We start from the raw sequence: 24,361 nt of genomic DNA, 5'->3' as shown, positions 1-24,361 counted from the left end.
ACGCACCTCAACCATGTCCGAGGGCGGGGATTTCTCCGGGGATCATGTCGCCAGGCACCACATCGTCGGGGCCGAGCTCATGTTCGGGCGCGAGTTCGCCCTCCCATTTCGCGACCACCGCCGTGGCCAGCGAATTGCCGATCACATTGGTGGCGCTGCGGCCCATGTCCAAGAAAGTGTCGATGCCCATGATCATCAACAAGCCCGCTTCGGGAATGTTGAACTGGCTGAGCGTCGACGCGATCACCACCAGCGAGGCCCGCGGCACGCCGGCCACGCCCTTCGAGGTGATCATCAATGTCGCTAGCATCGCGAGCTGCGTGCCGAGCGACATTTCGATGTGATAGGTCTGCGCGATGAAGATACTGGCGAAGGTGCAGTACATCATCGTGCCGTCGAGATTGAACGAATAGCCCAGCGGCAGCACGAAACTGGAGATGCGCGACGAGGCACCGAAGCGGTTAAGACCTTCCAGCGTCTTCGGATAGGCAGCTTCCGAACTTGCCGTGGAAAACGCAATCATCAAGGGTTCGCGGATCAGCCGCAGCAGATGGCTGTAGCGCGGCCCGATGACGATGAAGCCGACCACCACGAGAATGCCCCACAGGATCGCCAGCGACAGATAGAAGCCGCCCATGAAGACGATCAGCTTCCACAACACACCGAGGCCATTCTTCGACACGGTCGCCATGATCGCCGCCCACACCGCGAGCGGCGCGAACAGCATCACATAGCCCGTCACTTTCAGCATGATGTGACCGAGATCATCGATCAGTTGCAGCATCGGCTTGGAGCGTTCCGGCATGGCGCCCATCGCAACTGCGAAGAACACGGCAAAGATGACGATCTGCAGGATTTCGTTCTGCGCCATCGCGTCTGCGATAGAGGTCGGGATCAAATGGGTGAGGAATTTTTCAATGGAGAAAGCCGACACCGGCAAGCCCGTCGATTGCCCCGCAGCCGGTAGCGTTCCCGGGAAATTCGCGCCGGGCTGCAACAGGTTGACCATCACGAGGCCGAGCAGCAGCGAGATGAAGGACGCGCTGACGAACCAGCCCATGGTCTTGGCGAAGATGCGGCCGAGCTTGGAGCCCGAGCCCATATGGGCGATGCCGCCGACCAGCGTGGCAAAGACCAGGGGCGCGATGATCATCTTGATCAGGCGCAAAAACAACATGGCGATCAGATTGACGTCGGCCGCGATCTCGCCGCGACTATCGGGCAAATAGTTGAAAACCAGCGAGCCCATCACGATGCCCAGCGCCATCGCGATCAGAATGTATTGCGTAAACCTGTTCGACATACCGACCCCCGTTACACATTCCCAACTGCGACAGTCTGTCATATTGATCAGAGCGCGCAACAAGCTTCGTCAGCCGCGTACCGTTTCGGTATCATCAGGCGGCAAATAGCCGTTGTGGAATGCCGCGCTGCCGCATAGCGTCATCGCCAACTACAAAAACTGTGCAGCCTGATTGTTTTGTACGCGGCGACTGCAACAAGTTTCGACAAAGGAAGAAACAGGGAGACAACGGCCATGACCGACACCGTCAATCATCAGGTGCTGCTCGTCGAAAAGCCCACAGGAAAATTGGGGCCCGAGCATTTCAAACTATCAAAGGGTCCGATTCCCGAGCCGAAGGACGGCGAGGCGCTGCTGCGCGTGCGATACATCTCGCTCGATGCGGCCAATCGCGCGTGGATGCACGGCGCGACCTATCGCGCTGCCGTCGAGGCCAATACGGTGATGGCGGGCGGCGGCATTGCCGAAGTCGTGTCGTCGAAGTCGCCTGCGCTGAAGCCGGGTGACATCGTGTTCGGCGACACCGGCTGGCAGAATTACGCGGCGGTGCCGGCCAAGCATCTCAACAAGATGCCATCAATGGAGCCGATGACGCATCTGCTCAGCGTCTATGGCATCGCCGGACTTACAGCCTATTTCGGCCTGCTGGACGTCGGCAAGCCCAAGGCGGGCGAGACCGTCGTCGTCTCGGCGGCGGCCGGTTCGGTCGGCTCCATCGTCGGCCAGATTGCCAAGATCAAGGGCTGCCGGGTGATCGGCATCGCCGGCGGCAAGGACAAATGCGACTGGCTGACCAAAGAACTCGGCTTCGATGCCGCGGTGGACTACAAGGACGGCGCGGTGTTCAAGGCGCTGAAGGCGGCTGCGCCGGGTGGCATCGACGTCTATTTCGACAATGTCGGCGGTGACATTCTCGAGGCTTGTCTCGCACAAATGAATCTCAACGGCCGCATCGCCTGCTGCGGCGCCATCTCGCAATATGACGGCGCGCCCTCGGCGACCGGCCCACGCGGCGTGCCCGGTCTGATCGTAGTGAAACGCCTGATCATGCAGGGCTTCATCGTGATGGACTATATGAACCAGCGCGAAAAGGCTTTGACCGATCTGCAGTCCTGGGTCGCCGCCGGCAAGCTCAAGGTGCAGGAAGACGTCATCGACGGGCTGGAGAACACGCCGCAGGCCCTGATCGGTTTGCTGGCCGGTGAGAACCGGGGCAAGCGGATGGTGAAGGTGTAGGACTTCCTTTCCCCTCCCCCGAGCGTAGCGAGCGGGGAGGGTGGCGCGTTTGAGAGCGAAGCGAACAAACGTGACGGGTGGGGTGCCCCACGTGAGGGCGTCGCTTGTGGCACCCCCACCCCGGCCTATCGGCCGACCCTCCCCGCAAAGGGAGAGGGATATTTCTGGCGCCGTCGCGCCATCGCAAACCCAGAATGTCAAACAGCCACTGCTCTTCAGACATGCGTCATCGCCCCCATTGTTTGCGGCGCGGGGGCGCCGTCGTCTCTTGCATTCCCCCCCTCTTGTGAGAGGGCGTGCGGAACGCCGGGTGCCCGTTGCACCCTTGGGCCTGATGCGAATGCGGTCTTCCGCAATTGAGAGTGCATCAGGACTTTCGGAGGCGCCGAGCGATTGCCCGACGTTCCGCATGCGGTGTTTTTTCGGTTGCTTGCACTTTGCCTCGACGAACGCTCCGATCGCGAATTAAAGTCCCAAGGCGATGGGAAGGGAGCCTCAAGCGACTAGGCCGAACGCGTTTTGACTTGGTCGTCCGTCACACTGTCCAGGATTCTTTCCATCCGAAGGCCGGCCGTCTCCTTGCCAGTGGCAGTGCTGGCGCAGATCCGTCCTGCCCGAAGACAGACGTTCCCCCATGAACCGCGTGACGCCGCATCTCCGGCGTCCACCGCATCCCACCCCGCGAACGTGACGATCGCGATCGCCCCTCTCGGTGGGGCAGGACGAAGGGGAATATAAACCTGGCTGGGATATTGTCAACAGAGTATAGGAAAAAATGTTTAGGCGCTGTCATGCCGCCCCAAGCTCGTCATTCCCCGGCAAACCAATTGGTTTGCCTGAGAGCGGGACCGGCGCCGGAGGCGACGGGACCGAACCCGGAAGCCCAGCATGGGAATCTCCAGACAGCGCAAAACACTCTGGGATTCCGGGTTCGCGTCCGGCAAGTGCCGGCCGGCCCCGGAATGACAATGGGGGAGGACAGCGCCCCGGAACAACGAGCGACGAGCCATGCAGATTGCGACGCGCGCCCTCGCCGCGACGTCCTATCCACCCGCTCCCCGCTTTTGTATGACCTAGCCCTCACTCCCTCCAGCCCACCGATATCTCGGAAGAAGGAAAATCCATGACTGATGTGGCGACTGACGCGGCCTATGCTGAACTCGAAGCGGCCGGCTGGAGCATCATGGACGATGACGGGTTCATCCATTTCGTCGGCCCGATGTGGCACCGGATCGTCGATGGCATCAATGAATTCGCCATTCTCGGCCAGGACAAGCACCGCAACCGCCGCGGCGTGGTTCAGGGCGGGGCGGTGATGACGCTGGCCGACCGGAGCTGCGGCATGGCGGCGCGCGAGGCTGCGGGGGTCGAGGCGCTCGCCACGGTCCAGATGGATACTTATTTCGTCGATGCCGCACGGATCGGCGACCTGATGATCTCCCGGCCGAAGGTCGTGCGTGCCACCAAGAGCCTGATCTTCATGAGCACCGAGGTCAGTGTGAACGATCACGTGGTCGCCACGGCACATGGTGTGTTCAAGACGGTCCGCGACCGCACCGACGCCGGGCGCAAGAACGACTGACCTGACGGCCGCCGCGGATTTTCGTCATCTTCACGGATTTTTTTTCGCACGCGGCGGAACGAAAGCGCGATCACCTCGCTTAGCAAAGACATGCGAACCAAAACAGTTTTTACGCGACCTATATTCGTATTCGATTGATCACGTTTAGACTGACCGATGCTTTCGACCCGAACCATCCCGGCCCTGTGGCCCATGGAACCGGCGATCAAGGTTCAAATCCCATGGCCCAAGACGCTGCCGTAAACGACACCGCCCTCCCCGCCACCGTCCTGGTCGTCGAGGACGATGTACTGCTGCGCATGTTTGCGGTCGAGATGATCGAGGACGCCGGTTTCCGGGTGATCGAGGCGCAGGATGCTGACGCTGCGATCCGCGTGCTCGAAGCGCGCAACGATATCCGCATCATCTTTACCGATATCGACATGCCCGGCTCGATGAACGGGCTCAAGCTCGCCCATGCGGTCGCCAATCGCTGGCCGCCCATTCGCATCATCGCAACATCAGGCCACTTCAGGATAGGCGAACGCGACCTGCCGGATGGCGGTCGCTTCATTCCCAAACCCTATCGGCAGCACCAGATCATCGGCGCCCTCACCGAATTCGCCAATCCTCGCAGCGCATTCGGCATCTGATAAGCCGCGTTCGCAATTGCGCTCACGCTTGACGCCTCCACACCGCCCGGTCACCCTCGGTTGCTAGATACCAGCTATCGGCGGGGGCAGGCGATGTGGGCATCACTCCAGAACTTTCTCGATAGTTCCATGTTTGCGCCGCACGGCATTTGTCTGCTGTGGGACCCCGGCCTGATCTGGCTTCATGTCGGCTCGGATGCGCTGATCGCCGCGGCCTATTTCTCGATCCCCGTCGTACTCACGATCTTCGTCTGGAAGCGCCGCGATGTGGAGTTCGGCTGGATCTTCTGGGCCTTCGCGCTCTTCATCATGGCCTGCGGCCTGACCCATGTGATGTCGATCTACACGCTGTGGGTTCCGGCCTATGGCGCCGAAGGAATCCTCAAGGCGATCACGGCCGTCGCTTCGGTCGTCACCGCAGCGATTCTCTGGCCACTGCTACCGCGGCTACTGGCGATCCCCTCGCCCGCACAGTTGCGCGAAACCGAACTGGCGCTGATCGAGGAGGGCCGGCACCGGCGCGAAGCCGAGGACATGCTGCGCCATACGCAGAAGATGGAAGCGATCGGCCATCTCACCGGCGGTGTCGCCCATGACTTCAACAATCTGCTGACCATCATCATCGGCAATCTCGAAATCGCCGAGCACAGCATCTCGACCTGGACGGAATCGTCACGTGATCGCCTCAGGCGCGTCATTGCCAGCGCGGCCGGCGGCGCGCAACGCGCCGTGGTGCTGACCCAGCGCCTGCTCGCCTTCGCACGCAAGCAGCCGCTCGACCCGAAGACCATCAATGTCAACGGATTGCTCCACGGCATGTCGGATTTCTTCCAGCGCACATTGAGCGAGAATATCGATCTCGAAATCGTCGGCGGCGCCGGGCTGTGGCAGGTCGAGGTCGATCCGAGCCAGATGGAAGCCGCCATCCTCAATCTCGTGGTCAATGCACGCGACGCCATGGCCGGCCAAGACCATCTGAAGATCGGCAAGCTGACGATCGAAACCAGCAACGCTTTCATCGACGAGATCTACGCCCTGCAGCATTCGGATGTCGTCATCGGGCAGTATGTCCTGATCTCGGTGACGGATACCGGACCGGGCATGCCCAAGGACGTGCAGGAGCGCGCGTTCGACCCGTTCTTCACCACCAAGGAGCCCGGACAGGGCACCGGCCTCGGCCTGAGCCAGGTCTACGGCTTCGTCAAGCAATCCGGCGGCCATGTGAAGATCTATAGCGAGGTCGGCGAAGGCACGACCATCAAGGTCTATCTGCCGCGCAGCAGGCAGCATACGGAGCAGGCAAGCGAGATCGAGAGGCGCATCGTCGGCAGCAAGGGCAACGAGACTGTGATGATCGTGGAGGACGATCCGGATGTGCGGTCCTACCTGGTCGAGACGCTGGAAGGTCTCAACTATCAGGTCCGCGAAGCCGGCAATGCCGACGCAGCGCTGGCCGACTTCACCGAAGATCCCGAACCGTTCGACCTGCTGCTGACCGATATCGTGATGCCCGGCATGAACGGGCGACTGCTGGCCGACGAGATGCAGAAGCGGCAGCCGAAGCTGAAAGTGCTGTTCATGACCGGCTATTCGCGCAACGCCATCGTGCATCAGGGCCGGCTCGATCCCGGCGTCTCCTTGCTGCAGAAGCCGATTACACAAGCGGCCCTCGGCAACAAGGTGCGCGAGATGCTCGACAAGAGATAGCGACTACGGGATCCGTCTGACGGACGGGACGACGCCCAGCGTCCGCTCCGGATGCGCCTGACGCCGCATCTCACTCAGGGCAATGGCGGCACGCGACGTTTCGTGACCAGCGAGCCAGAGTTCGAAATCCGGCACCGGCAGCGCAGGCGAATAGACGAAGCCCTGGATAACGTCGCAGCCGAGTTTGGTGAGAATCCGGCGCTGCCCGTCGGTCTCGACGCCTTCGGCGACCACGATCATGTCGAGGCTCTGGCCAACGCGTATGATGGCCCGCGTAATCGCCAGCGCGCTCGCCTCGCTTTCAAGGCCGCGCATGAAGCTGCGATCGATCTTCAATTCACGAATCGGCAGATGCGCGAGACGGCTGAGGCTGGAATAGCCGGTACCGAAATCATCCATCGACAGCTGCACGCCGGATTTGCGAATTTTCTCCATGGTCTCGACGGCGGTCGAATGCTCGCTCATCACCACGCCTTCGGTGACCTCCAGCATCAGCATGTCCGGCGACAGACCGTTTTCGGCGATCACTTCGCCGACCAGCGTGGCGAGATCGCCATTCTGGAAATTGATCGGCGACAGATTGACCGAGACGCTGGGCACGTCGACGCCATTTCTGCGCCAGGCCGCGACCTGCCGGCAGGCTTCGCGCAGCGACCATGTGCCGATCAGCTCGATCAGTCCGTATTCTTCCGCGAGCGGAATGAATTTCGATGGCGGCACTTCGCCGAGCACCGGATCTGACCAGCGAGCCAGCGCCTCGACACCGTAAAGGCGACCGTCAGCGCGAACCTGCGGCTGATAGTGAAGCCGCAGCGCATCCTGCACGATGGCATTGCGCAGCGCCGTACTGAAGGCGAGTCGCTCCTCGCTGACGCGGTTCATCTCCGCACTGAAGAAGCGATAGGTCGAGCGGCCGGCCTGCTTGGCCTGATACATCGCCGCATCGGCATGTTTGAGCAGACCATCGATATCGCCGGCATTGTCGGGATAGATGCTGACGCCGATGCTGGCCGATACCGGCACCAGCTTGGCGCCAAGCTGCATGGGCGGCAGCAGTGTCTCGAGCAGGCGGCTGGCGATCAAGGCGGCGCCTTCAACATCGCAATTCGGCAGCACAATGACGAATTCGTCGCCGCCCTGCCGGCTCAGCGTATCGGCCGGCCGGATTTGCCTGCACAGTCGTTGCGTGACCTTGACCAGCAACTCGTCGCCAATGGAATGACCGAGCGTGTCGTTGACGTCCTTGAAGTGATCGATATCGAGGAACATCACCGCAATGCGGTCCCTCGGCTTGCTCTTGTCGATCAGCCCCGTCAGGATCTGGCGCAGTTGCGCGCGGTTCGGCAGGCCGGTCAGCGCATCGAAATAGGCCAGACGCGCGATTTCGCTGCGGGCCTCGTGCCGTTCAATGGCCAGTGCGCACAGATGCACACAGGCATCGACGATGGTCTGGTGCCAGCGCGTCGGGCCCCGTGTCTCGCGGAAATAGAAGGCAAAGGCGCCGATGACGCGGCCGTCCCGCGCCTTGATCGGCGTCGACCAGCAGGCGCGCAGGCCGGCCTCCAACGGCAGGCTGCTATAAAGCTGCCACCGCGGATCGGTGGCGATATCGGTGGCCAGCACCGCGTGGCCGAGAAAGGCTGCCGCGCCGCAGGACCCGACATCGGGACCGATGGCAATACCGTCAATAATGGGCGCGAAGGCCGGCGGGAGACTGGGGCCGCCGAGTGGATGGAGCCGGCCGTCCGCGTCCACATGCAGAACCGACGGGACGATATCGGGCGCGATGGCTTCGACGCGGTGGCAGAGATCGCCGATCACATCCATGACCGGCATGTCATTGGCGAGATTTTCCAGCACATGATGCTGCAGCGAATGGATCTGCTTGCTCTCGGTGATGTCGTCGAGCACCGCGACCAGATGCTCGACCTCGCCGGCTTTGTTGCGGCCTGCGTTGACCGTGCTTGAGATCCAGATCTCGTGACCGTCCTTGTCATAGACAAGGATATCCTCTTGCCCGTGTCCTTCGGCATCGATCTGCGCGTGAAACCGCTCCAGCGTTTCGTTGTCGGTATATTCTCCGGTCAGCAAATCCCGCGGGTGTTTACCCATCGCTTCCGCAAGCGTGTATCCGAACAGCTCCGTGAAAGCGTCGTTGACATAGACGATGGTCATGTCGCGTTTGGAGACCATCACGACGCGGTCGGTCTTTTCGGCAACCAGTGCCATCAGCGCATTTTGTTCGCGGTCACGGACATCGTCCGTCACGTCGCGGATGAAGTTGATGTAGAGCGTCTTGCCGGCATAATCGACACGCGAGATCGAGAACGCGCCCCAGGCCTCGCTCCCGTCCTTGCGGCTGATCCTGAACTCGCGGCGGCCCTTGACCGCTACTTGCGGATCCATGGCAGACTTTGCCGCAATCACTCCATCGAGATGTTCGCGCACGTCGAGGGGAACGAGGAAGCTGACCTGCCGGCCGACAACTTCGTCGCGGTGATATCCCCACATCCGCTCGGCAGCAGCATTGAAATGCCTGATCTCGTTGTCGATCCCGGTGATCACGACAGCATCGACCGCCTGTTCGAATGCAGAGAACAGCGCCTTCGCCTCTTCGCTGGGCTGGCCGACAGGACTTGCAGACATGAAACGACCTTCGATCACAGGAGCCGCGGGAGCACGACGACAACTGTCTTCGTTACAGCGGCAATGTCATTCGCTGGTACGAGTGTATTCGAACTCCAGTAGCTAAGAAGTTCGTTCGATCTCATCTCGAAGGGCCGGAATACCGGATGTCGTTAACAACGCGTTAACGACGGTCGTCAATTTCTCGAGATTACATGGCCGCGAGCGCACCCGGCCACATTTCCTCTTGCGCAGCTTCGGCCCGGCGCTCGTCAACCAGCGCCGCCCAGCGTTCGGCATGGCGGGCCACCAGCCAGGCTTCGAGATCGAATGCGGACAGTGCAGGCGAATACAGGAACCCCTGAATGACGTCACAGCCCAGCCCGGCCAGAATCCTGCGCTGCTCTTCGGTCTCGACGCCTTCGGCCACGACCGTCATGTTGAGGCTCTGTCCGACGCACACGACGGCGGTGGCGATCGCCAGAGCACAGACCTCGGTCTCAATACCGCGCATGAAGCTGCGATCGATCTTCAGCTCGCGCACCGGCAAATGCGCCAGGCGACTCAAGCTCGAATAACCGGTGCCGAAATCATCCATCGATAATCCGATGCCCGCCGCGCGGATCTGCATCATGATCTCGATCGCGGTCGTGTGTTCGCTCATCACCGCGCCCTCGGTGACTTCGAGCATCAGCCTGTTAGGCGCCAGCCCGTTTTCCGCGATGATATCGGAGATCAATGCCGGCAATCCCGGATTCAGAAAATTGATCGGCGACAGGTTGACGGAGACGCAAGGCACATCGAGCCCTGCCTTTTGCCACGCCGCAATCTGCCTGCACGCCTCGCGCAGCGACCAGACACCAATCTGCTCGATGAGGCCGCATTCCTCCGCAAGTGGAATGAACTTCGCTGGTGACACATCGCCCAATACGGGATCATGCCAGCGCGCCAATGCCTCGACACCGTACAGATCGCCGCTGCCTGCGCGGATCTGCGGCTGGTAGTGCAACCGCAGGCCGCCTTGCGCAAGCGCGTGGCGCAAAGCGGTGCTGAGACGAAGGCGCTCCTCATTCACGCGGTCCATGTCGTTGCTGAAAAACCGATGCGTGGAGCGGCCGGCCTGCTTCGCCTTGTACATCGCCGCATCGGCATATTTCAGCAGACTATCGAGATCGCGGGCATTGTCCGGAAACATGCTGATGCCGGCGCTGGCAGAAATCGGCACCTGATGGCCGCCGAGCTGCAGCGGAACCGACAGCGCCTCGGTGAGACGGCCCGCGATGCGGGATGCATCTGCCGCGATACAGTTCGGCATCAGGATGATGAATTCATCGCCGCCCTGACGACTCAGGATATCGCCCGGTCGGATGTGCTGATGAAGCCGCTGTGTGACGGCGACCAGCAAGTCATCGCCGACAGCATGTCCCAGCGTATCGTTGACGTCCTTGAAGTGATCCAGGTCAAGAAATATCAGCGCCATCTGCGCATCTGCGGGGCATTCCGCGACGGCACGCTCCATCAACTGGCGCATATGGGTCCGGTTCGGCAGACCGGTGAGCGCATCGAAATAGGCAAGCCGCGAGATTTCGTTGCGCGCTTCTTCACGCTCGATGGCGACCGCGGCGAGATGAACACAGGCATCGACGATGCCGTGATGCAAGCGGCTGGGTCTGCGACATTCCCTGAAGTAGAATGCGAACGTGCCGATGACGCGCCCATCCCTGGTCTTGATCGGCATCGACCAACAGGCCTTCAGACCGGAAGCCAGCGGCGCGCTGTTGTATGGCAGCCAGAGAGGATCGTTTTCGATATCGGTGACCAGAACAGGCTCGCCGCGAAAGGCAGCGGTCCCGCAAGACCCGACATCCGGTCCGATGGCAATGCCGTCCAGCGCCTGCGCATAACCTGCGGGGAGGCTTGGCCCTCCCAAAGGATGCAGCAATCCCGCGGAATCGACATGTAGCACCGAACAGACGACATCGGGCGCGATCTGCTCCACCTTCCGGCAAAGATTGTCCATCACATCGAGCAGCGGCTGCTCATCGGCCAGCGCTTCGAGGATGTGATGCTGCAGCGACTGAAGCTGCTTGCTCTCGGTGATATCGGTCATCAATGCGACGAGGTGCTGGATTTTTCCATCCGCGCCATGAATCGCATTCAAGGCAACCGAGACCCAGACCTCGTTGCCGGCTTTGTCGTAAAGGAGAATTTCGTCTTCAGCAGAACCTTCCGTTCTGATCTGCTGGTCCAGATATGCGAGCGTCGCCTGGCTGGTATATGCGCCGACGAGGAATTCCTCCGGGATGAGTCCCGTCGCCTCATCCAGCGCGTAGCCGAACATGCCGGTGAAGGCGCCGTTGACATAGCAGATCCGTGCATCGCGACCCGCGATGTAGATAGCGCGTTTCGTCTTGTCGACCACGAGAGCCAGCGGGATAATTTCTTCCCTGCGCTTCACCTCCTCCGTCACATCGCGGACGAAGCCCATATAGGTGATCTCGCCATTCACCTCGACCCGCGACATCGACAACGATCCCCAGATCTCGCTGCCGTCCTTGCGTTCGATTTTCACCTCGCGGCTGTGACCGACAATGCGATTGACGCCGGTCGCGCGGTTCGCGGCGATATATCCGTCATGCTGCGACCTGATGGCCATCGGCACCAGAAAGCTGATATTTCGCCCGAGCACTTCATCGCGCTCATAGCCCCACAACCGTTCGGCGGCGGCGTTGAAATGGGTCACGCTATTCTTGCTGTCGATCATCACGACAGCATCGATCGCCTGCTCCAGCCCGGCGAGGAGCGTCCTGGCAGCATCACTCTGGTCGACATGCACCAACGTCATAAACGCAACTCGCAATTACTTTGCTCAAACCATCGGACCGTCGTTGAAATGACCCGATCACCGGCTTTCAGCCGCGGTGGTGCAATCGTATGTGCGAGACGTCGCCAAACTGTTTTGCGCGGCGCCCGAGTTCCAGGCGACCGCGAACGTACTTAAGGTCCGGCTAAAACCACGCAGCCAGAGCAGGACACGCAAGCACCGACGCAACCTTCGATAGTTGGCGCGTCGCTCAAGCGGTATCCTGACGCCGCTGATGCGGCCTGAGAATCTCAGTGGGCCTCAGCCGCGAGCACGGCCTCGACACGGATTTCTTCCGTGAGCCGCGCCTTGAGATCGGAAAAAGCCGGGCTGGTCTTGATTGTGTAGTGCCGCGGATGCGGTAGATCGACCGCGATATCGGCCTTGATGCGACCGGGACGCGCCGACATCACCACGGTGCGCGACGCGAGGAACACCGCTTCCTCGATATCGTGGGTGACGAAGATCACCGTCTTGCGCTCGCGCTCCCAGATGCCGAGCAGCAATTCCTGCATCAAGGCGCGGGTCTGGTTGTCGAGCGCGCCGAACGGCTCGTCGAGCAGCAGGATCTTCGGATCATTGGCGAGCGCACGCGCAATCGCGGTGCGCTGCTGCATGCCGCCCGAGAGCTGCTTCGGAAAATGATTGGCGAAGCTGGTGAGGCCCACCTTCTCCAGCCACTGTTTGGCGATGTCGTTGCGCTCACGCTCGGAAACACCGCGCTCGCGCAGACCGAAGGAAATATTCTCCGACACCGTGAGCCAGGGAAACAGCGTGTAGGACTGGAACACCATGCCACGATCGGCGCCGGGACCGGTGATCGCCTTGCCGTCGAGCAGGATGCGGCCCGTGGTCGGTGTGTCCAGCCCAGCGACCATGCGCAGCAGCGTGGACTTGCCGCAGCCGGATGGGCCTAGGATGGTGACGAAGTCGTTGTCCGCGACCGAAAGATTGGTCGGCTCCAGCGCACGCGTCGGCGTGCCACTGCGCACGGCAGGAAAAATCCGCGAGACGTTGTCGATGACGAGCTTGCTCAAATGATGCTCCACGGAAACAAGCGCCGGTTCGCAGCCTTGAACGCATAGTCCGAAATCAAACCGATGATTCCGATGACGATGATGCCGAAGATGATCTGGCCGGTGGCCAGCAGCGCCTGGCTGTCGATGATCATGTGGCCGATGCCCGAGGACGAGCCGATCAGTTCGGCGACGATGACATAGGTCCAGGCCCAGCCGAGCACGAGACGGAGAATTTCCGCGATCTCCGGCGCGGCGGATGGAATCAGCACGCGCTTGAGCACGCCGGCGTCGCGCGCGCCAAGCGTGAGCGATGCCTCGACGAGATCGCGGCGCACGCTGCCGACACTGACAGCGACCATCAAAATGAGCTGGAACACCGAGCCGATGAAGATCACCAGCAGCTTCTGCAATTCGCCGATGCCCGCCCACAGGATCAGCAGCGGGATGAAGGCGGAGGCGGGAAGATAGCGCGCAAAGGACACGAAGGGTTCGAGAAAGGCTTCGATCGGCTTGTAGGCGCCCATCAGGATGCCGATCGGCACCGCGAACAGCGCCGCCAGCACGAAGCCGCCGATCACGCGCCAGATGGTCATGCCGATGTCATGCAGGAAGCCCTGCTTCACCAGCAGAAACCAGCCGTCCTGCAGCATGGTCCATGGATTGGCGAGGAAGGTCTTGGAGACGAAGCCGCCAAAGGTCGCATAGGACCACGCGGCAACGAACAGAACGAAGAACGATATGCCGAGCACGACGCGCGCGGTGGATGAAATGGGGGCGAGTGGCTTCATGCTGCGTATTCGATGCTCATGATCGTCATTGCGAGGAGCTCTTGCGACGAAGCAATCCAGTCTTCCTTAAGTAAGAGCTGGATTGCCGCGTCGCTTCGCTCCTCGCAATGACGGAAGCGATGGTGGAGATTTACTGAATGAAGCGCGGATCGGCGAGCTTCGTCAGATCCGGGATTTCCTTGATCACGCCGATTTCGAGCAGCAGCTCGGCAGCTTCCTTCGAAAACGCCTGGTGCTCGCCAGCGAAGAACTTCTTGTTCGCCTCCTGATCCTGCCAGCGCAGATACTGCGCGGAGGCGCCGAACTTCTCGCCGGTCTGCTTCACGTCGGCGCCCATGATCTCATAGGACTTGTCTTTCTCAGCGCCGATCATCGCAACGGCCTCGAAATAGCTCTTGGCCAGCGCCTTCACGGCACCTTCGTTATCGGCGATGAATTTCGGCGTGCAGCCGAAGGTGTCCATGATCATCGGATAGTCGAGCGTGGTGGCGATGATCTTGCCGGCTTCCGGCTTCTCGCGCACGGCCGAGAGATATGGCTCATAGGTCATGGCCGCATCGTTCTGGCCGGCGATGAAGGCCTGCGCTGCCGGACCCGGCTCCATATTGACGACGGAGACGTCCTTCACGCTGAGGCCGTTCTTCTTCAGGAACCAGGCGAGCGTGAAATAGGGCGCAGTGCCCGGCGCCGATGCGGCGACGGTCTTGCCCTTCAGGTCCTTGATCGATGCGGTGCCGGCGCGCACGGCCATGCCGTCAGCGCCATAGGACTTATCGAGCTGGAACAGCTGCGTGGTGGCGACGCCATTGGCATTCCACACCACCCAGGTCTCGACCGTGGTGGCGGCGCATTGCACGTCGCCCGAGGCGATGGCGAGATGGCGGCTGGCTTGCGGCACCTTCTTGATGGTGACGTCGAGTCCGTTCTTCGCGAAGATGCCGGCTTCCTTCGCCAGCGTCAGCGGCGCAAAACCCGTCCAGCCGGAAATGGCGATGGTGACCTTGGTCTGCGCCGCAGCCGGGGTCGCAACGAGAGCCGCGAGCATGGCGGCGACGGAAACTCCAATCAACTTCATAACGCACTCTCCTCAGCCAGATTTAGAATGATACTGCATGGCAACATGGCGGATTGCCAGAGTCAATTTCCGCAGACGGCCTGCGACAGATGATTCATATCGTCCTCATGATCGCAGCCCCGTCGGCGTGAAGCGCGCGGTGAGCTGATACAGATCGTTCGGATAGGTGACGCGCACCGATGTGATGATCTTGTTCTTGCGCCACGTGCGGCGCTCGACAACGAGACAGGCGGCCGGCTTCTTCAGCGTCAATGCTTTCAGCGCTATATCGTCTGCCAGTGATGCCGTAATCCGGTGCTCAGCCTCATTCCACGGCACGTGACCAAGCAGCCAGGTACCGGGCGGCACGCGCGTGAAATCGATTTCAGACGCGGGCGGCACCACGTCGAGATTGATCAGGCGCTCTTCCAGCGCGAACGGCCTGCCCTTGGCGATGTGTCGGCAGCTCAGCACCAGCACGTCGCAGCTCTTGTCGATGCCGAGACGTTCGAGATCGTCCTTGGTTGCCTTGCGTCGTTTGCGCGTGAGCAACTCATAGGCATAGGCCTCGCCGCGCTTGGCGATCTCGGCCTGGATATCCGGAATATGCAGCACTGCGGACTGCACCAGCGGCTTGGCGACGAAGCTCCCGACGCGGCGCTTGCGTTCGATGACACCAGCGGCTGCGAGACCCGACAGCACCTTGTTCACGGTCATCCGCGAGCAATTATAGCTCTCGACCAGCTCATGCTCGAACGGAATGCGATAGCCGGGCGGCCAGCGGCCGGAGAGGATCTTCTCCTCTAGATCGGCGCGGATGCGCTGATACAGCGCCTGCGGCGCGGCCTGCGCTTTTCCGTTTGCCAGTTTTGACACGCGCGCTGCCGCCATCAGAGTGTCGCCAGCCGCTGCACGACGCGCCGATAGCGCTCGGTGATGGATGCGCGCTTGATGTGGCGACCGCCGTTGACGGCCTGCTTGCCGCCGACGAAGACGTCGGAGATCGCCGACTTGCCGGCAACAAAGGTCATGGCATCGAGCCAGCGGTCACCGGTGACGGCACAGAGATCGGGATGCGCGGTATCCAACACGACGATATCCGCACGCTTGCCGACCGCAAGTGCACCGGTATTGCGGCCTGACGCCTGCGCACCGCCGACCAGCGCATGTTCATAGAGAGCACGGCCGGTGGATTCACCTTCATGGCGCGCCACGGCATTGCGGACGCGATAGGCCAGACGCTGGCTGTATTCGAGCTGCTTGAGTTCGCCCGGCGCCGTAATCTCGATATTGGAATCGGAGCCGACGCCGAACACGCCGCCGGCATCGATGAAGCGCGGGCCGTCGAAAATGCCATCGCCGAGGCTCGCTTCGGTGAGCGGGCACAGGCCGATGACGGCACCTGTCTTCGCGACACCGGCGATTTCCTCATCGGTCATATGGGTCGCGTGGATCGGCACCCAGCGCCTGTCGACCGGCATATGATCCAGCAACCACGCCACCGGGCGCTGACCGGACCAGGCGATGCAGTCGTCGACCTCTTTAGTCTGCTCGGCCACGTGGATATGGATCGGACCATCTGGCACCGCGCTGAGGACGTCATTCAACGTCTCCGGCGTGATCGCGCGCAGGGAATGCGGCGCGATGCCGATGGCGGCGTCATCGACCGACTTGATCGCTTCACGCGACTTCTCCAGCAGCGCCAGAAAGCGCGCGGGATCATTGACGAAACGGCGCTGACCGTGAATTGACGGCGCGCCGCCGAAGCCACTGAAGTTATAAAAAGACGGCAGCAGCGTCAGACCGATGCCGGTCTCGCCGGCCGCCGCCGCGATGCGTCCAGCCATTTCGGCGAGGTCGCCATAGGGCGCGCCATTCTCGTCGTGATGCAAATAATGAAATTCGGCCACCGAGGTGAAGCCGCCTTCCAGCATCTCGGCATAGGCGAAAGCCGCGATGGCCTCGACGTCATCCGGCGTCAGCGTATCGATGAAGCGATACATCAACTGCCGCCAGGTCCAGAAACTGTCCTGCGTGGCGCCGCGGATTTCGGTGAGGCCGGCCATGCCGCGCTGAAACGCATGGCTGTGCAAATTGGGCAATCCGGGCAGCGCCACGCCGCTGATGATTTCAGCGTCAGCGCTGCTCGAATTCGCGGCAACGGCCGTGATGGCGCCATTCTCGATTGAGACAACGACGTCGCGCGCCCAGCCTGACGGCAGCAGCGCGTGCGCGAAGAACAGCCTTTTTGCAGCACGTTGCGTGCCCATAGCGATTGCCTGTTGCATTCAAAAGACGCTCGACAATAAGCGAGGCCGCTGATTATGTATAGACATACGACGTCCCGAATTTACGGCAGTCCGTCATGACCTTCGATACCATCTGGACCAATGCACGCCTCGCGACCATGGCGCCCGGCCAGCCCGGCCTCGGCATCGTGAAGAATGGCTGCATCGCAGCAAAGGACGGCCGGATCGCTTTTGTCGGTCCAGCGTCAGAACTGCCGGCCGGCACCGACGCCAAGACTCGCATCGATTGCGAGGGCCGCTGGATCACGCCGGGGTTGGTCGATTGCCACACCCATCTGATCTATGGCGGCAACCGCGCCACGGAATTCGCGATGCGGCTCGAGGGCGCGAGCTATGAGGACATCTCGCGCGCCGGCGGCGGCATCGCTTCGAGCATGAAGGCGACGCGTGCGGCCAGCGAGGCGCAGCTCGTCGCCAGCGGATTGAAGCGGCTCGATCATCTGCTCGCCGAAGGCGTCACCACCATCGAGATCAAGTCGGGCTATGGGCTCGACAAGGAGACCGAGATCCGCTGCCTCAAGGCCGCCCTGCAGCTCGGCCGCGAGCGCAACGTATCAGTGGTGACATCGTTTCTCGGCGCGCATGCGATGCCGCCGGAAGCAAATGGCGACAAGGACGCCTATATCGACACGGTCATCGCCGAAATGCTGCCGGCGATTGCCGAACTGAAACTCGCCGACGCCGTCGACGCGTTCTGCGAGGGCATCGCATTTTCGCCGGAGCAAACGGCGCGGGTGTTCGACGCCGCCAAGAAACTCGGCCTGCCGGTCAAGCTGCATGCGGACCAGCTGTCCAACCTGCACGGTGCTAAACTTGCCGCCGACCACAGCGCGCTGTCTGCGGATCATCTCGAACATACGGACGAAGACGGCGTCATCGCACTGACCAAGGCCGGCACCGTCGCCGTAGTATTGCCGGGTGCTTACTACACCCTGCGCGAGACCCAGGCTCCGCCGATCGCGCTGTTCCGCAAGCATGGCACCCATCTGGCACTGGCCACCGACAGCAATCCCGGCACCTCGCCGCTGACCTCGCTGCTGCTGACCATGAATATGGGCGCGACACTGTTCCGCATGACCGTGGATGAATGCCTGCTCGGCGTCACGCGCGAAGGCGCGCGGGCGCTCGGCAAACTGAACGAGATCGGCACGCTGGAAATTGGCAAGGTCTGCGATCTCGCGATCTGGGACATCGAACACCCCGCCGAGCTGGTTTACCGCGTCGGCTTCAATCCGCTTCACGCCCGCGTCTGGCACGGCCGGACCTCCGCGACATCCAACTAAGGACACCATCATGGATCGCAGCAAGAACAGCCGCATCGTCCGCAGCCCGCGCGGCACTGAACTCTCCGCCAAGGACTGGCTCACCGAAGCGCCGCTGCGCATGCTGATGAACAATCTCGATCCGGAAGTGGCCGAGAACCCGAACGAACTGGTGGTCTATGGCGGCATCGGCCGCGCGGCGCGCAATTGGGAAGCCTTCGACCAGATCGCCAAGTCGCTGCGCGAGCTCAATACTGACGAGACGCTGCTGGTGCAGTCCGGCAAGCCGGTCGGCGTATTCAAGACGCACGCCGACGCGCCGCGCGTGCTGATCGCCAATTCCAATCTCGTACCGCGCTGGGCCACCTGGGAGCACTTCAACGAGCTCGATCGCAAGGGGCTGATGATGTACGGCCAGATGACGGCCGGCTCGTGGATCTATATCGGCTCGCAGGGCATCGTGCAGGGCACCTATGAGACCTTCGTCGAGGCCGGACGTCAGCACTATAACGGTGACCTCTCCGGCAAATGGATTCTCACGGCAGGCTTGGGCGGCATGGGCGGCGCGCAGACGCTGGCTGCCACCATGGCCGGCGCGTCGTGCCTCGCGGTCGAGTGCCAGCCGAGCCGCATCGAGATGCGCTTGAAGAGCCGTTATCTCGACGTGCAGGCAAAGGATCTCGACGACGCATTGGCGATCATCGAGAAGGCCAACAAGGAGAAGAAGCCGATCTCCGTCGGCGTGCTCGGCAATGCCGCCGACATCTTCCCTGAACTGGTCCGCCGCGGCGTCAGGCCGGATATCGTCACCGACCAGACCTCGGCGCATGATCCGGTCAATGGCTATCTGCCGAAGGGCTGGACGCTTTCCGAATGGGAAGCCAAGCGCGCCAGCGATCCGCAGGCCGTCGAGAAGGCCTCGCGCAAATCCATGAGCGAGCATGTCCGCGCTATGCTCGACTTCCACAAGATGGGCGTGCCGACGGTCGACTATGGCAACAACATCCGCCAGATGGCGAAGGAAGAAGGCGTCGACAACGCGTTCGACTTCCCCGGCTTCGTGCCAGCCTATATTCGCCCGCTGTTCTGCCGCGGCATCGGCCCGTTCCGCTGGGCTGCTCTCTCAGGCGATCCCGAGGACATCTACAAGACCGACGCCAAGGTGAAGGAGATCCTCGGACACAACAAAGCGCTGGTGAACTGGCTCGACATGGCGCGCGAGCGCATCCAGTTTCAGGGCCTGCCGGCGCGGATCTGCTGGGTTGGGCTCGGCGATCGCCATCGCCTCGGCCTCGCCTTCAACGAGATGGTGGCCTCGGGCGAATTGAAGGCGCCGATCGTGATCGGCAGGGATCATCTCGACTCCGGTTCGGTGGCAAGCCCGAACCGCGAGACCGAGGCGATGAAGGACGGTTCCGACGCCGTCTCCGACTGGCCGCTGCTCAATGCGCTGCTCAACTGCGCATCTGGCGCAACATGGGTGTCGCTACATCACGGCGGCGGCGTCGGCATGGGCTTCTCGCAGCATTCCGGCATGGTTATCGTCGCCGACGGCACGCCGGAAGCAGCCAAGCGCCTCGAACGGGTGTTGTGGAACGATCCGGCCACCGGCGTGATGCGTCACGCCGATGCGGGCTATGAGGAAGCCATCGCCTGCGCAGAGGAACATCACCTCAATCTGCCATCGCTGCACGCCAAGGGCTGAGTGCGGCGCATGCAGATCCTGCGCGCCGCGAACTACAAGGTGATGCCCTGGAAGAACGGGCTTGGATCGACCACGGAGATCGCGATCTTCCCGGCGGATGCAAAGCTGGACGATTTCGACTGGCGCGTCAGTATGGCGCAGGTAACGAGCGACGGACCGTTCTCGTCATTTCCCGGGATTGATCGTACACTTCTGGTCATCGATGGCGCCGGCATCGACCTCAATGTCCACGGCAGCGCATCTGTGCGCATTGATCGCAGCGCGATCCATTCCTTTCCGGGCGATCAGCAAACGTCAGCGTTACTGATCGACGGCCCCATTACAGATTTGAATGTGATGAGCAGGCGCGGGATCGTCTCACAGCATGTGAGACGCATCAACGTCATGAAACGTCAGGATTTTATAGTTTCTGCACAAGCGTTTCTGTTCGTTGAGCATGGCACTGCGACCGTACGGTCGGCATCGACCGTCGACAGCCTGTCGGCGCATGATGGGCTGCTTGTGGAACAAGGATCAGCACCTGTCGCGATTGAGTCCGATGCGACGGCGCGTGTAGTCATCATCGAATTCGGTAGATAGCCGCCACACACTGATTTTGATGACGCCATAAGTTCCCGAAATGCCATCCAAATCAAATATATAACCAAGAGTGATTACGCCTATATGATTGGTAGAGAATCGCGACACCACTTGGTCCGACTCATGGCGCAATTGCGAGGCTGGATATTCAAATGCACAAGCGGCATCTCAATATTCCGATTGAAATTGTTCGTACCGTCGTTGCCATTTCAGAAACAGGTAGCTTGACCAAGGCTGCGGAGCAATTGGGGTTGAGTCAGCCCGCGGTGAGTTCGCAGATCAAGCGCCTCGAACAACTTGTTGGCGGTTCGCTGTTCAGCAAGACGCCGAACGGAAGTTGTCCGACCGATCTCGGCAAGCTGGTGCTTGCGCAGGCGCGCAAGATCATCGAGGCCAACGATCAGGTGCTTGCGCTCGGCGGAGCCGATAATCATGTCGACCGGCTTCGTTTGGGCCTGAGCGTTGTCCTCGCGCAGCGCTTCGTCGCCGAGCAGAGCCTGAGCAACCTCAATGACATCCATATCCATGCCGGAATGTCCACCGAGATTGCGACAGCATTGATCGACGGCCATATCGACGTCGGGTGTTTTTTCCAGCGGGGAGAAATCAGTGCCGATCTGGCTCCACTCATTGTCGATGAATCCGAGGATCGGCTGGCATGGGTTCGCTCGAAATCATTCGTGCTCAGCCCCGGCGCACCGATCCCAATCGTCACCTGGACCAATGACGACTGGATGATTCATACACTCACGCGGCATGGCCTTTCCTATCGGATTGCCTTCAGCAGTCAGGACTACAGCGCGAAGAAAGCCGCCGTCGAAGCCGGCATCGGACTGACGGCTGTTCCCAGCCGGATCATTCCGCCGGGACTGGTCTGGGCCAGGGACTATTACTTACCGGAGCTTCCGACCATCAAAGCGCTGCTCTGTATTCGCCCGGGTATGACATCGCCGCGTGTCCTGGAAATCAAGGATCAGCTCTCGGCGATGTTCCTGCGCCCCGCACTGCCCATGGAAAACGACAAAGTTGCCTAGCGAAGCCGCATATTTCAGAGAGCAGGCCGAGCGCTGCGAAAAGCTGGCGCGGGAGATTGATGACCCCGTGGTTCGCGAACGACTGCTGAACCTGGCCACGGAATATGCTCGCCGCGCGGAAAGGAAACCTGTGCAGCCCCGAGCCCGGCAATCGCCGCGGCCGGATCGGCGCTGAGCGACAACGCGCTACTGCCGGATGCCGTGTTTTTCCAGGTCCGCCTGCACCGCCTCGTCGGAGAGGTCGAGCTTGCGCGAATGTTTCCAGTCGTGATGTGAGGTCTCGACGAGACGCTTCACAACATGGTGCGCGTCGGTCTCAATGGCCAGTTCGCGGCGATCGTCAAAACTGCCCGGCGTGAGATTGATCGAACCGACGATAGCGCGTTCCTCGTCGGCCAACAGCATCTTGCCGTGCAGCTTCATGTCATTGAGCCGGTGCACCTTGGCGCCGACGTCATGCATGATGCGCAAACCGCCGATCCCCTCGATCAGCTTGTTCTTCTTCAGCTTGTGCGGCTGCCGCGCGATGATGTGGACCTGAACGCCGCGCAACACTGCGCGAACCAGCCGCTCGATGATGTCCGTGTCCTGATAACGCTCGTTCTGGATCCACAGCGTGTCCCGCGCGGAATCGATGAAAGCGCCGATCCGCTCGCGGCCGTTGTTTGGACACCAGATCAGTTGCGAGTCCGGGTTCGGCACGAAATCCTGCTTCGCCCAGTCGGCCTCGAAGCAATCCACCATCTCGGAAATCTCGAGCTTCTTGGTCGTGGTCACCGCGTAGTCGCGCGTTTCGGTGAGATCGCGGGTCTCCCAGTTCAGCGACTCCACAAATCCCCACTCATGATCGATCACCATCGATTTCTGATGGGTCAGCGCGAAGGCCGGATTGCTGTCACGGACCTCGACCCCGGCCGCAGCCAGTGCCGCGGCGGTTTCGTCATTCTCGCTCTCGCCATTTCGCCGGGCCGGATTGAGCATGACGCGCACTTTCACGCCGCGCCGCTTCGCCGCGATCACCTCATGCAGCAGCGTCGGATCGGTGAACAGGAACATCCGGATGTTCAGGCTGCGCTTTGCCGCCCTGATCGGATCGATGATGCACTGCGCGGTGTCATCCGGAAACACGAGCAGGTTATGCGTCATGATTGACCTCTCGCGAGAAATAAAGGTGCCCGCAAACGGCTGTTGGTTCTGCAAAACAGCGTCATGGCCTGGAACTACGTCTCCGACTCTATACTTGAATGCGGCGCGGCAGAAAATGGGGCCCGCGCCAGCGCCGAACGGCGGTGATGAATGAGGTTATCGAGGCGCTGTGCCGAAGAGACCAGCGTCGCCATTTCAAGTGCATCGTCATCATTGCGCATGGTCTTCGCCAATTGCGCGCTGAGAAGATCGTCGACCTCCTGCTCGATCGCGCACAGTTCCGCATCGTCCGCCGCCGCCCGGATCCGGCGCGGCAATGCATAAAGTGCATTGAGTGTCGCCTCACGGTGGTCGGGCGGGCGGATGCCGAGGAATTTCCAGGCGGCAGCCAGCACAGAGGCAAGGGCGCCAAGGATCATGGGGGCGAGATAGATGTCGTCGCCGTATTTGTCCATGAAGCTCTGCTCGGTACCGTTGTAGTAGGCAGCAGCGCCGGGATGAATGGGGATAAAGGCATCGGGATCGGTGTCGGCAGCGGCGATACCGGCCAGTTGCGGTTGCCCGGCGATCAGATCGCGGCGCGCCGCGATCACCATTTCGGTCAGACGCGCGATCAGGCTGGAATGGAGCTTCTTGTTCGCGACCAGATAGTAACTGACCCGAAGCGTTGTCACGTCATCGTCCGGGACGGGCGGCGCGCCGCGGAGCGACCCTTTCGGAATGTCGAAGCTCTCATAGGCGCCATTGGCATCGGCAATGGCGCCGGCGGCATCGATCGGGATCAGCACGGGCGCGCCGGTTTTGAACAGACCGCGCACCAGGGACAAATACTTCTCGGTCAGCGGGATCACCACCAGCAGCGCGCCCACTTCCTTGGCTTCCACCGCGCGCCGGGTATCGCTGACCTCAAGATTCTTGAATGTGACCCTCGCGCTCGTCAGGTCGTATTGCTTGGTGAGCGCATCGACCAGCTTGCGATTGACCTCGCCGCCCACCACACCGACGGTGCGGCCTCGCAGACCTTCGACGCTGGTGATTTTCGAGCCGGGAGGCGCGATCAGCATGACGACCGCCTTGGCCATGACGGCAACGGCGCGCGCCTCGGAGAGATCGCCGACATCGGCCCGGACGACAGCGAGATCGACCTTGCCGGAGGAGAATGCCTTGCCGGCATCGACGGCATTGCCAAAGGTCTCGAAATCCAGCCGGATCGGCGACTTCCTGGTGGCGAAATGGCTGGCGATGATCGAGGCCGTCTTGCCGGCTTCGCCATCGATCGATCCGACCGCCAGCTTGAGCACGGTCGGACGCTCGATATAGCGCCAGGTCAGAAGGCCGCCGCCCACCACCAGACCGAGGATGCCGGCCAGCAGAAGCACCCTGCCCCAGAACGGGAAAGCAACGGATCGCACGTTCATGTTCGGTCCTGCGCAGCCCTGCCAAATTAACTGACGCTCCTGCCCGCATGCCACAATGCGCGGGCTGTCAGCAAAAATCCATCTGTACCCGACTACAGT

At 61.4% G+C, this 24,361-nt stretch carries 18 protein-coding genes; 8 read left to right on the top strand and 10 right to left on the bottom strand.

Features of this window, described 5'->3' with window-relative positions; translation table 11 throughout:
- Positions 1-7 precede the first annotated feature (7 nt).
- Complete coding sequence (locus AB8B02_RS27560) at positions 8-1,303, bottom strand: dicarboxylate/amino acid:cation symporter (RefSeq protein WP_089266305.1); 1,296 nt, start codon at positions 1,301-1,303, stop codon at positions 8-10.
- A gap of 234 nt (positions 1,304-1,537) precedes the next feature.
- Here AB8B02_RS27560 and AB8B02_RS27555 point away from each other — a divergent pair, with 234 nt between their 5' ends.
- The 4 genes from AB8B02_RS27555 to AB8B02_RS27540 all read left to right on the top strand — a co-directional run bounded on the left by AB8B02_RS27555 (position 1,538) and on the right by AB8B02_RS27540 (position 6,460).
- Positions 1,538-2,539 (top strand): NADP-dependent oxidoreductase, encoded by a 1,002-nt coding sequence (locus tag AB8B02_RS27555; protein WP_093759920.1) that lies wholly within the window; start codon positions 1,538-1,540, stop codon positions 2,537-2,539.
- Positions 2,540-3,662: 1,123 nt separating this feature from the next.
- Positions 3,663-4,121, top strand: coding sequence for a PaaI family thioesterase (locus tag AB8B02_RS27550; protein ID WP_439065710.1), 459 nt, complete (start codon positions 3,663-3,665; stop codon positions 4,119-4,121).
- 221 nt (positions 4,122-4,342) lie between these two features.
- Positions 4,343-4,753: a response regulator gene (locus AB8B02_RS27545; RefSeq protein WP_439065709.1), complete on the top strand. Its 411-nt coding sequence runs from the start codon at positions 4,343-4,345 to the stop codon at positions 4,751-4,753.
- 93 nt (positions 4,754-4,846) lie between these two features.
- The gene (locus AB8B02_RS27540; protein WP_439065708.1) at positions 4,847-6,460 is read left to right on the top strand and encodes an ATP-binding protein; all 1,614 of its coding nucleotides are present in this window, start codon (positions 4,847-4,849) and stop codon (positions 6,458-6,460) included.
- A 3-nt stretch (positions 6,461-6,463) separates the two neighbouring features.
- Here AB8B02_RS27540 and AB8B02_RS27535 read toward each other — a convergent pair whose 3' ends face one another.
- From AB8B02_RS27535 to AB8B02_RS27505, 7 genes are all read right to left on the bottom strand, one after another.
- A complete protein-coding gene (locus tag AB8B02_RS27535) occupies positions 6,464-9,106 on the bottom strand; it encodes an EAL domain-containing protein (protein WP_439065707.1) in 2,643 nt (880 codons plus the stop codon).
- Between the two features lie 190 nt (positions 9,107-9,296).
- Positions 9,297-11,930 carry an EAL domain-containing protein gene (locus AB8B02_RS27530; protein ID WP_439065706.1) on the bottom strand — a complete coding sequence of 878 codons (2,634 nt, stop codon included), beginning with the start codon at positions 11,928-11,930 and terminating at the stop codon, positions 9,297-9,299.
- A 269-nt stretch (positions 11,931-12,199) separates the two neighbouring features.
- Entirely contained in the window at positions 12,200-12,985 is a 786-nt protein-coding gene (locus tag AB8B02_RS27525; RefSeq protein WP_439065705.1) for an ABC transporter ATP-binding protein, read from the bottom strand.
- Positions 12,982-13,755, bottom strand: coding sequence for an ABC transporter permease (locus tag AB8B02_RS27520; protein WP_093761596.1), 774 nt, complete (start codon positions 13,753-13,755; stop codon positions 12,982-12,984). Before AB8B02_RS27520 ends, AB8B02_RS27525 begins: the two co-directional genes overlap by 4 nt.
- Positions 13,756-13,885: 130 nt before the next feature.
- Positions 13,886-14,830, bottom strand: a complete 945-nt coding sequence (locus tag AB8B02_RS27515) for an ABC transporter substrate-binding protein (protein WP_089266870.1) — start codon at positions 14,828-14,830, stop codon at positions 13,886-13,888.
- Positions 14,831-14,935: 105 nt separating this feature from the next.
- A complete protein-coding gene (gene hutC / locus AB8B02_RS27510; protein WP_439065950.1) occupies positions 14,936-15,676 on the bottom strand; it encodes a histidine utilization repressor in 741 nt (246 codons plus the stop codon).
- A 23-nt stretch (positions 15,677-15,699) separates the two neighbouring features.
- Positions 15,700-17,079, bottom strand: coding sequence for a formimidoylglutamate deiminase (locus AB8B02_RS27505; protein ID WP_439065704.1), 1,380 nt, complete (start codon positions 17,077-17,079; stop codon positions 15,700-15,702).
- A 95-nt stretch (positions 17,080-17,174) separates the two neighbouring features.
- Between AB8B02_RS27505 and hutI the strand changes: the two genes are divergently transcribed.
- The 4 genes from hutI (at position 17,175) to AB8B02_RS27485 (ending at position 21,698) form a co-directional block, all read left to right on the top strand.
- The gene (gene hutI / locus AB8B02_RS27500; protein WP_120288194.1) at positions 17,175-18,401 is read left to right on the top strand and encodes an imidazolonepropionase; all 1,227 of its coding nucleotides are present in this window, start codon (positions 17,175-17,177) and stop codon (positions 18,399-18,401) included.
- Positions 18,402-18,411: 10 nt separating this feature from the next.
- Entirely contained in the window at positions 18,412-20,085 is a 1,674-nt protein-coding gene (gene hutU / locus AB8B02_RS27495) for a urocanate hydratase (RefSeq protein WP_439065703.1), read from the top strand.
- 9 nt (positions 20,086-20,094) lie between these two features.
- Positions 20,095-20,664: a HutD/Ves family protein gene (locus tag AB8B02_RS27490; protein WP_439065702.1), complete on the top strand. Its 570-nt coding sequence runs from the start codon at positions 20,095-20,097 to the stop codon at positions 20,662-20,664.
- 152 nt (positions 20,665-20,816) lie between these two features.
- Positions 20,817-21,698: a LysR family transcriptional regulator gene (locus AB8B02_RS27485; protein WP_175365957.1), complete on the top strand. Its 882-nt coding sequence runs from the start codon at positions 20,817-20,819 to the stop codon at positions 21,696-21,698.
- Positions 21,699-21,884: 186 nt separating this feature from the next.
- Here the strand turns inward: AB8B02_RS27485 and AB8B02_RS27480 are convergent, their stop codons facing one another.
- Positions 21,885-22,844 carry a phospholipase D-like domain-containing protein gene (locus AB8B02_RS27480; RefSeq protein ID WP_439065701.1) on the bottom strand — a complete coding sequence of 320 codons (960 nt, stop codon included), beginning with the start codon at positions 22,842-22,844 and terminating at the stop codon, positions 21,885-21,887.
- Between the two features lie 74 nt (positions 22,845-22,918).
- Positions 22,919-24,262 (bottom strand): TAXI family TRAP transporter solute-binding subunit, encoded by a 1,344-nt coding sequence (locus AB8B02_RS27475; RefSeq protein ID WP_231078336.1) that lies wholly within the window; start codon positions 24,260-24,262, stop codon positions 22,919-22,921.
- Between the last annotated feature and the right edge of the window lie 99 nt (positions 24,263-24,361).

Origin of the sequence: Tardiphaga sp. 862_B3_N4_1 (assembly GCF_051811085.1) — a bacterium.
Taxonomy (GTDB): Bacteria; Pseudomonadota; Alphaproteobacteria; order Rhizobiales; family Xanthobacteraceae; genus Tardiphaga; species Tardiphaga robiniae.
The sequence above is the reverse complement of the archived record's forward strand: the minus strand, read 5'-3'. Positions and strand labels throughout refer to the sequence as shown.

Excerpts from the sequence above, each read along its gene's own strand:
- AB8B02_RS27535 (WP_439065707.1), bottom strand. The coding sequence starts at position 9,106 with ATGTCTGCAAGTCCTGTCGGCCAGCCCAGCGAAGAGGCGAAGGCGCTG.
- AB8B02_RS27545 (WP_439065709.1), top strand. The coding sequence starts at position 4,343 with ATGGCCCAAGACGCTGCCGTAAACGACACCGCCCTCCCCGCCACCGTC.
- AB8B02_RS27480 (WP_439065701.1), bottom strand. The coding sequence starts at position 22,844 with ATGACGCATAACCTGCTCGTGTTTCCGGATGACACCGCGCAGTGCATC.
- AB8B02_RS27540 (WP_439065708.1), top strand. The coding sequence starts at position 4,847 with ATGTGGGCATCACTCCAGAACTTTCTCGATAGTTCCATGTTTGCGCCG.
- AB8B02_RS27530 (WP_439065706.1), bottom strand. The coding sequence starts at position 11,930 with ATGACGTTGGTGCATGTCGACCAGAGTGATGCTGCCAGGACGCTCCTC.
- AB8B02_RS27520 (WP_093761596.1), bottom strand. The coding sequence starts at position 13,755 with ATGAAGCCACTCGCCCCCATTTCATCCACCGCGCGCGTCGTGCTCGGC.
- hutU (WP_439065703.1), top strand. The coding sequence starts at position 18,412 with ATGGATCGCAGCAAGAACAGCCGCATCGTCCGCAGCCCGCGCGGCACT.
- AB8B02_RS27555 (WP_093759920.1), top strand. The coding sequence starts at position 1,538 with ATGACCGACACCGTCAATCATCAGGTGCTGCTCGTCGAAAAGCCCACA.
- AB8B02_RS27475 (WP_231078336.1), bottom strand. The coding sequence starts at position 24,262 with ATGAACGTGCGATCCGTTGCTTTCCCGTTCTGGGGCAGGGTGCTTCTG.
- AB8B02_RS27485 (WP_175365957.1), top strand. The coding sequence starts at position 20,817 with ATGCACAAGCGGCATCTCAATATTCCGATTGAAATTGTTCGTACCGTC.
- AB8B02_RS27560 (WP_089266305.1), bottom strand. The coding sequence starts at position 1,303 with ATGTCGAACAGGTTTACGCAATACATTCTGATCGCGATGGCGCTGGGC.
- hutI (WP_120288194.1), top strand. The coding sequence starts at position 17,175 with ATGACCTTCGATACCATCTGGACCAATGCACGCCTCGCGACCATGGCG.
- AB8B02_RS27490 (WP_439065702.1), top strand. The coding sequence starts at position 20,095 with ATGCAGATCCTGCGCGCCGCGAACTACAAGGTGATGCCCTGGAAGAAC.
- AB8B02_RS27505 (WP_439065704.1), bottom strand. The coding sequence starts at position 17,079 with ATGGGCACGCAACGTGCTGCAAAAAGGCTGTTCTTCGCGCACGCGCTG.
- AB8B02_RS27515 (WP_089266870.1), bottom strand. The coding sequence starts at position 14,830 with ATGAAGTTGATTGGAGTTTCCGTCGCCGCCATGCTCGCGGCTCTCGTT.
- AB8B02_RS27550 (WP_439065710.1), top strand. The coding sequence starts at position 3,663 with ATGACTGATGTGGCGACTGACGCGGCCTATGCTGAACTCGAAGCGGCC.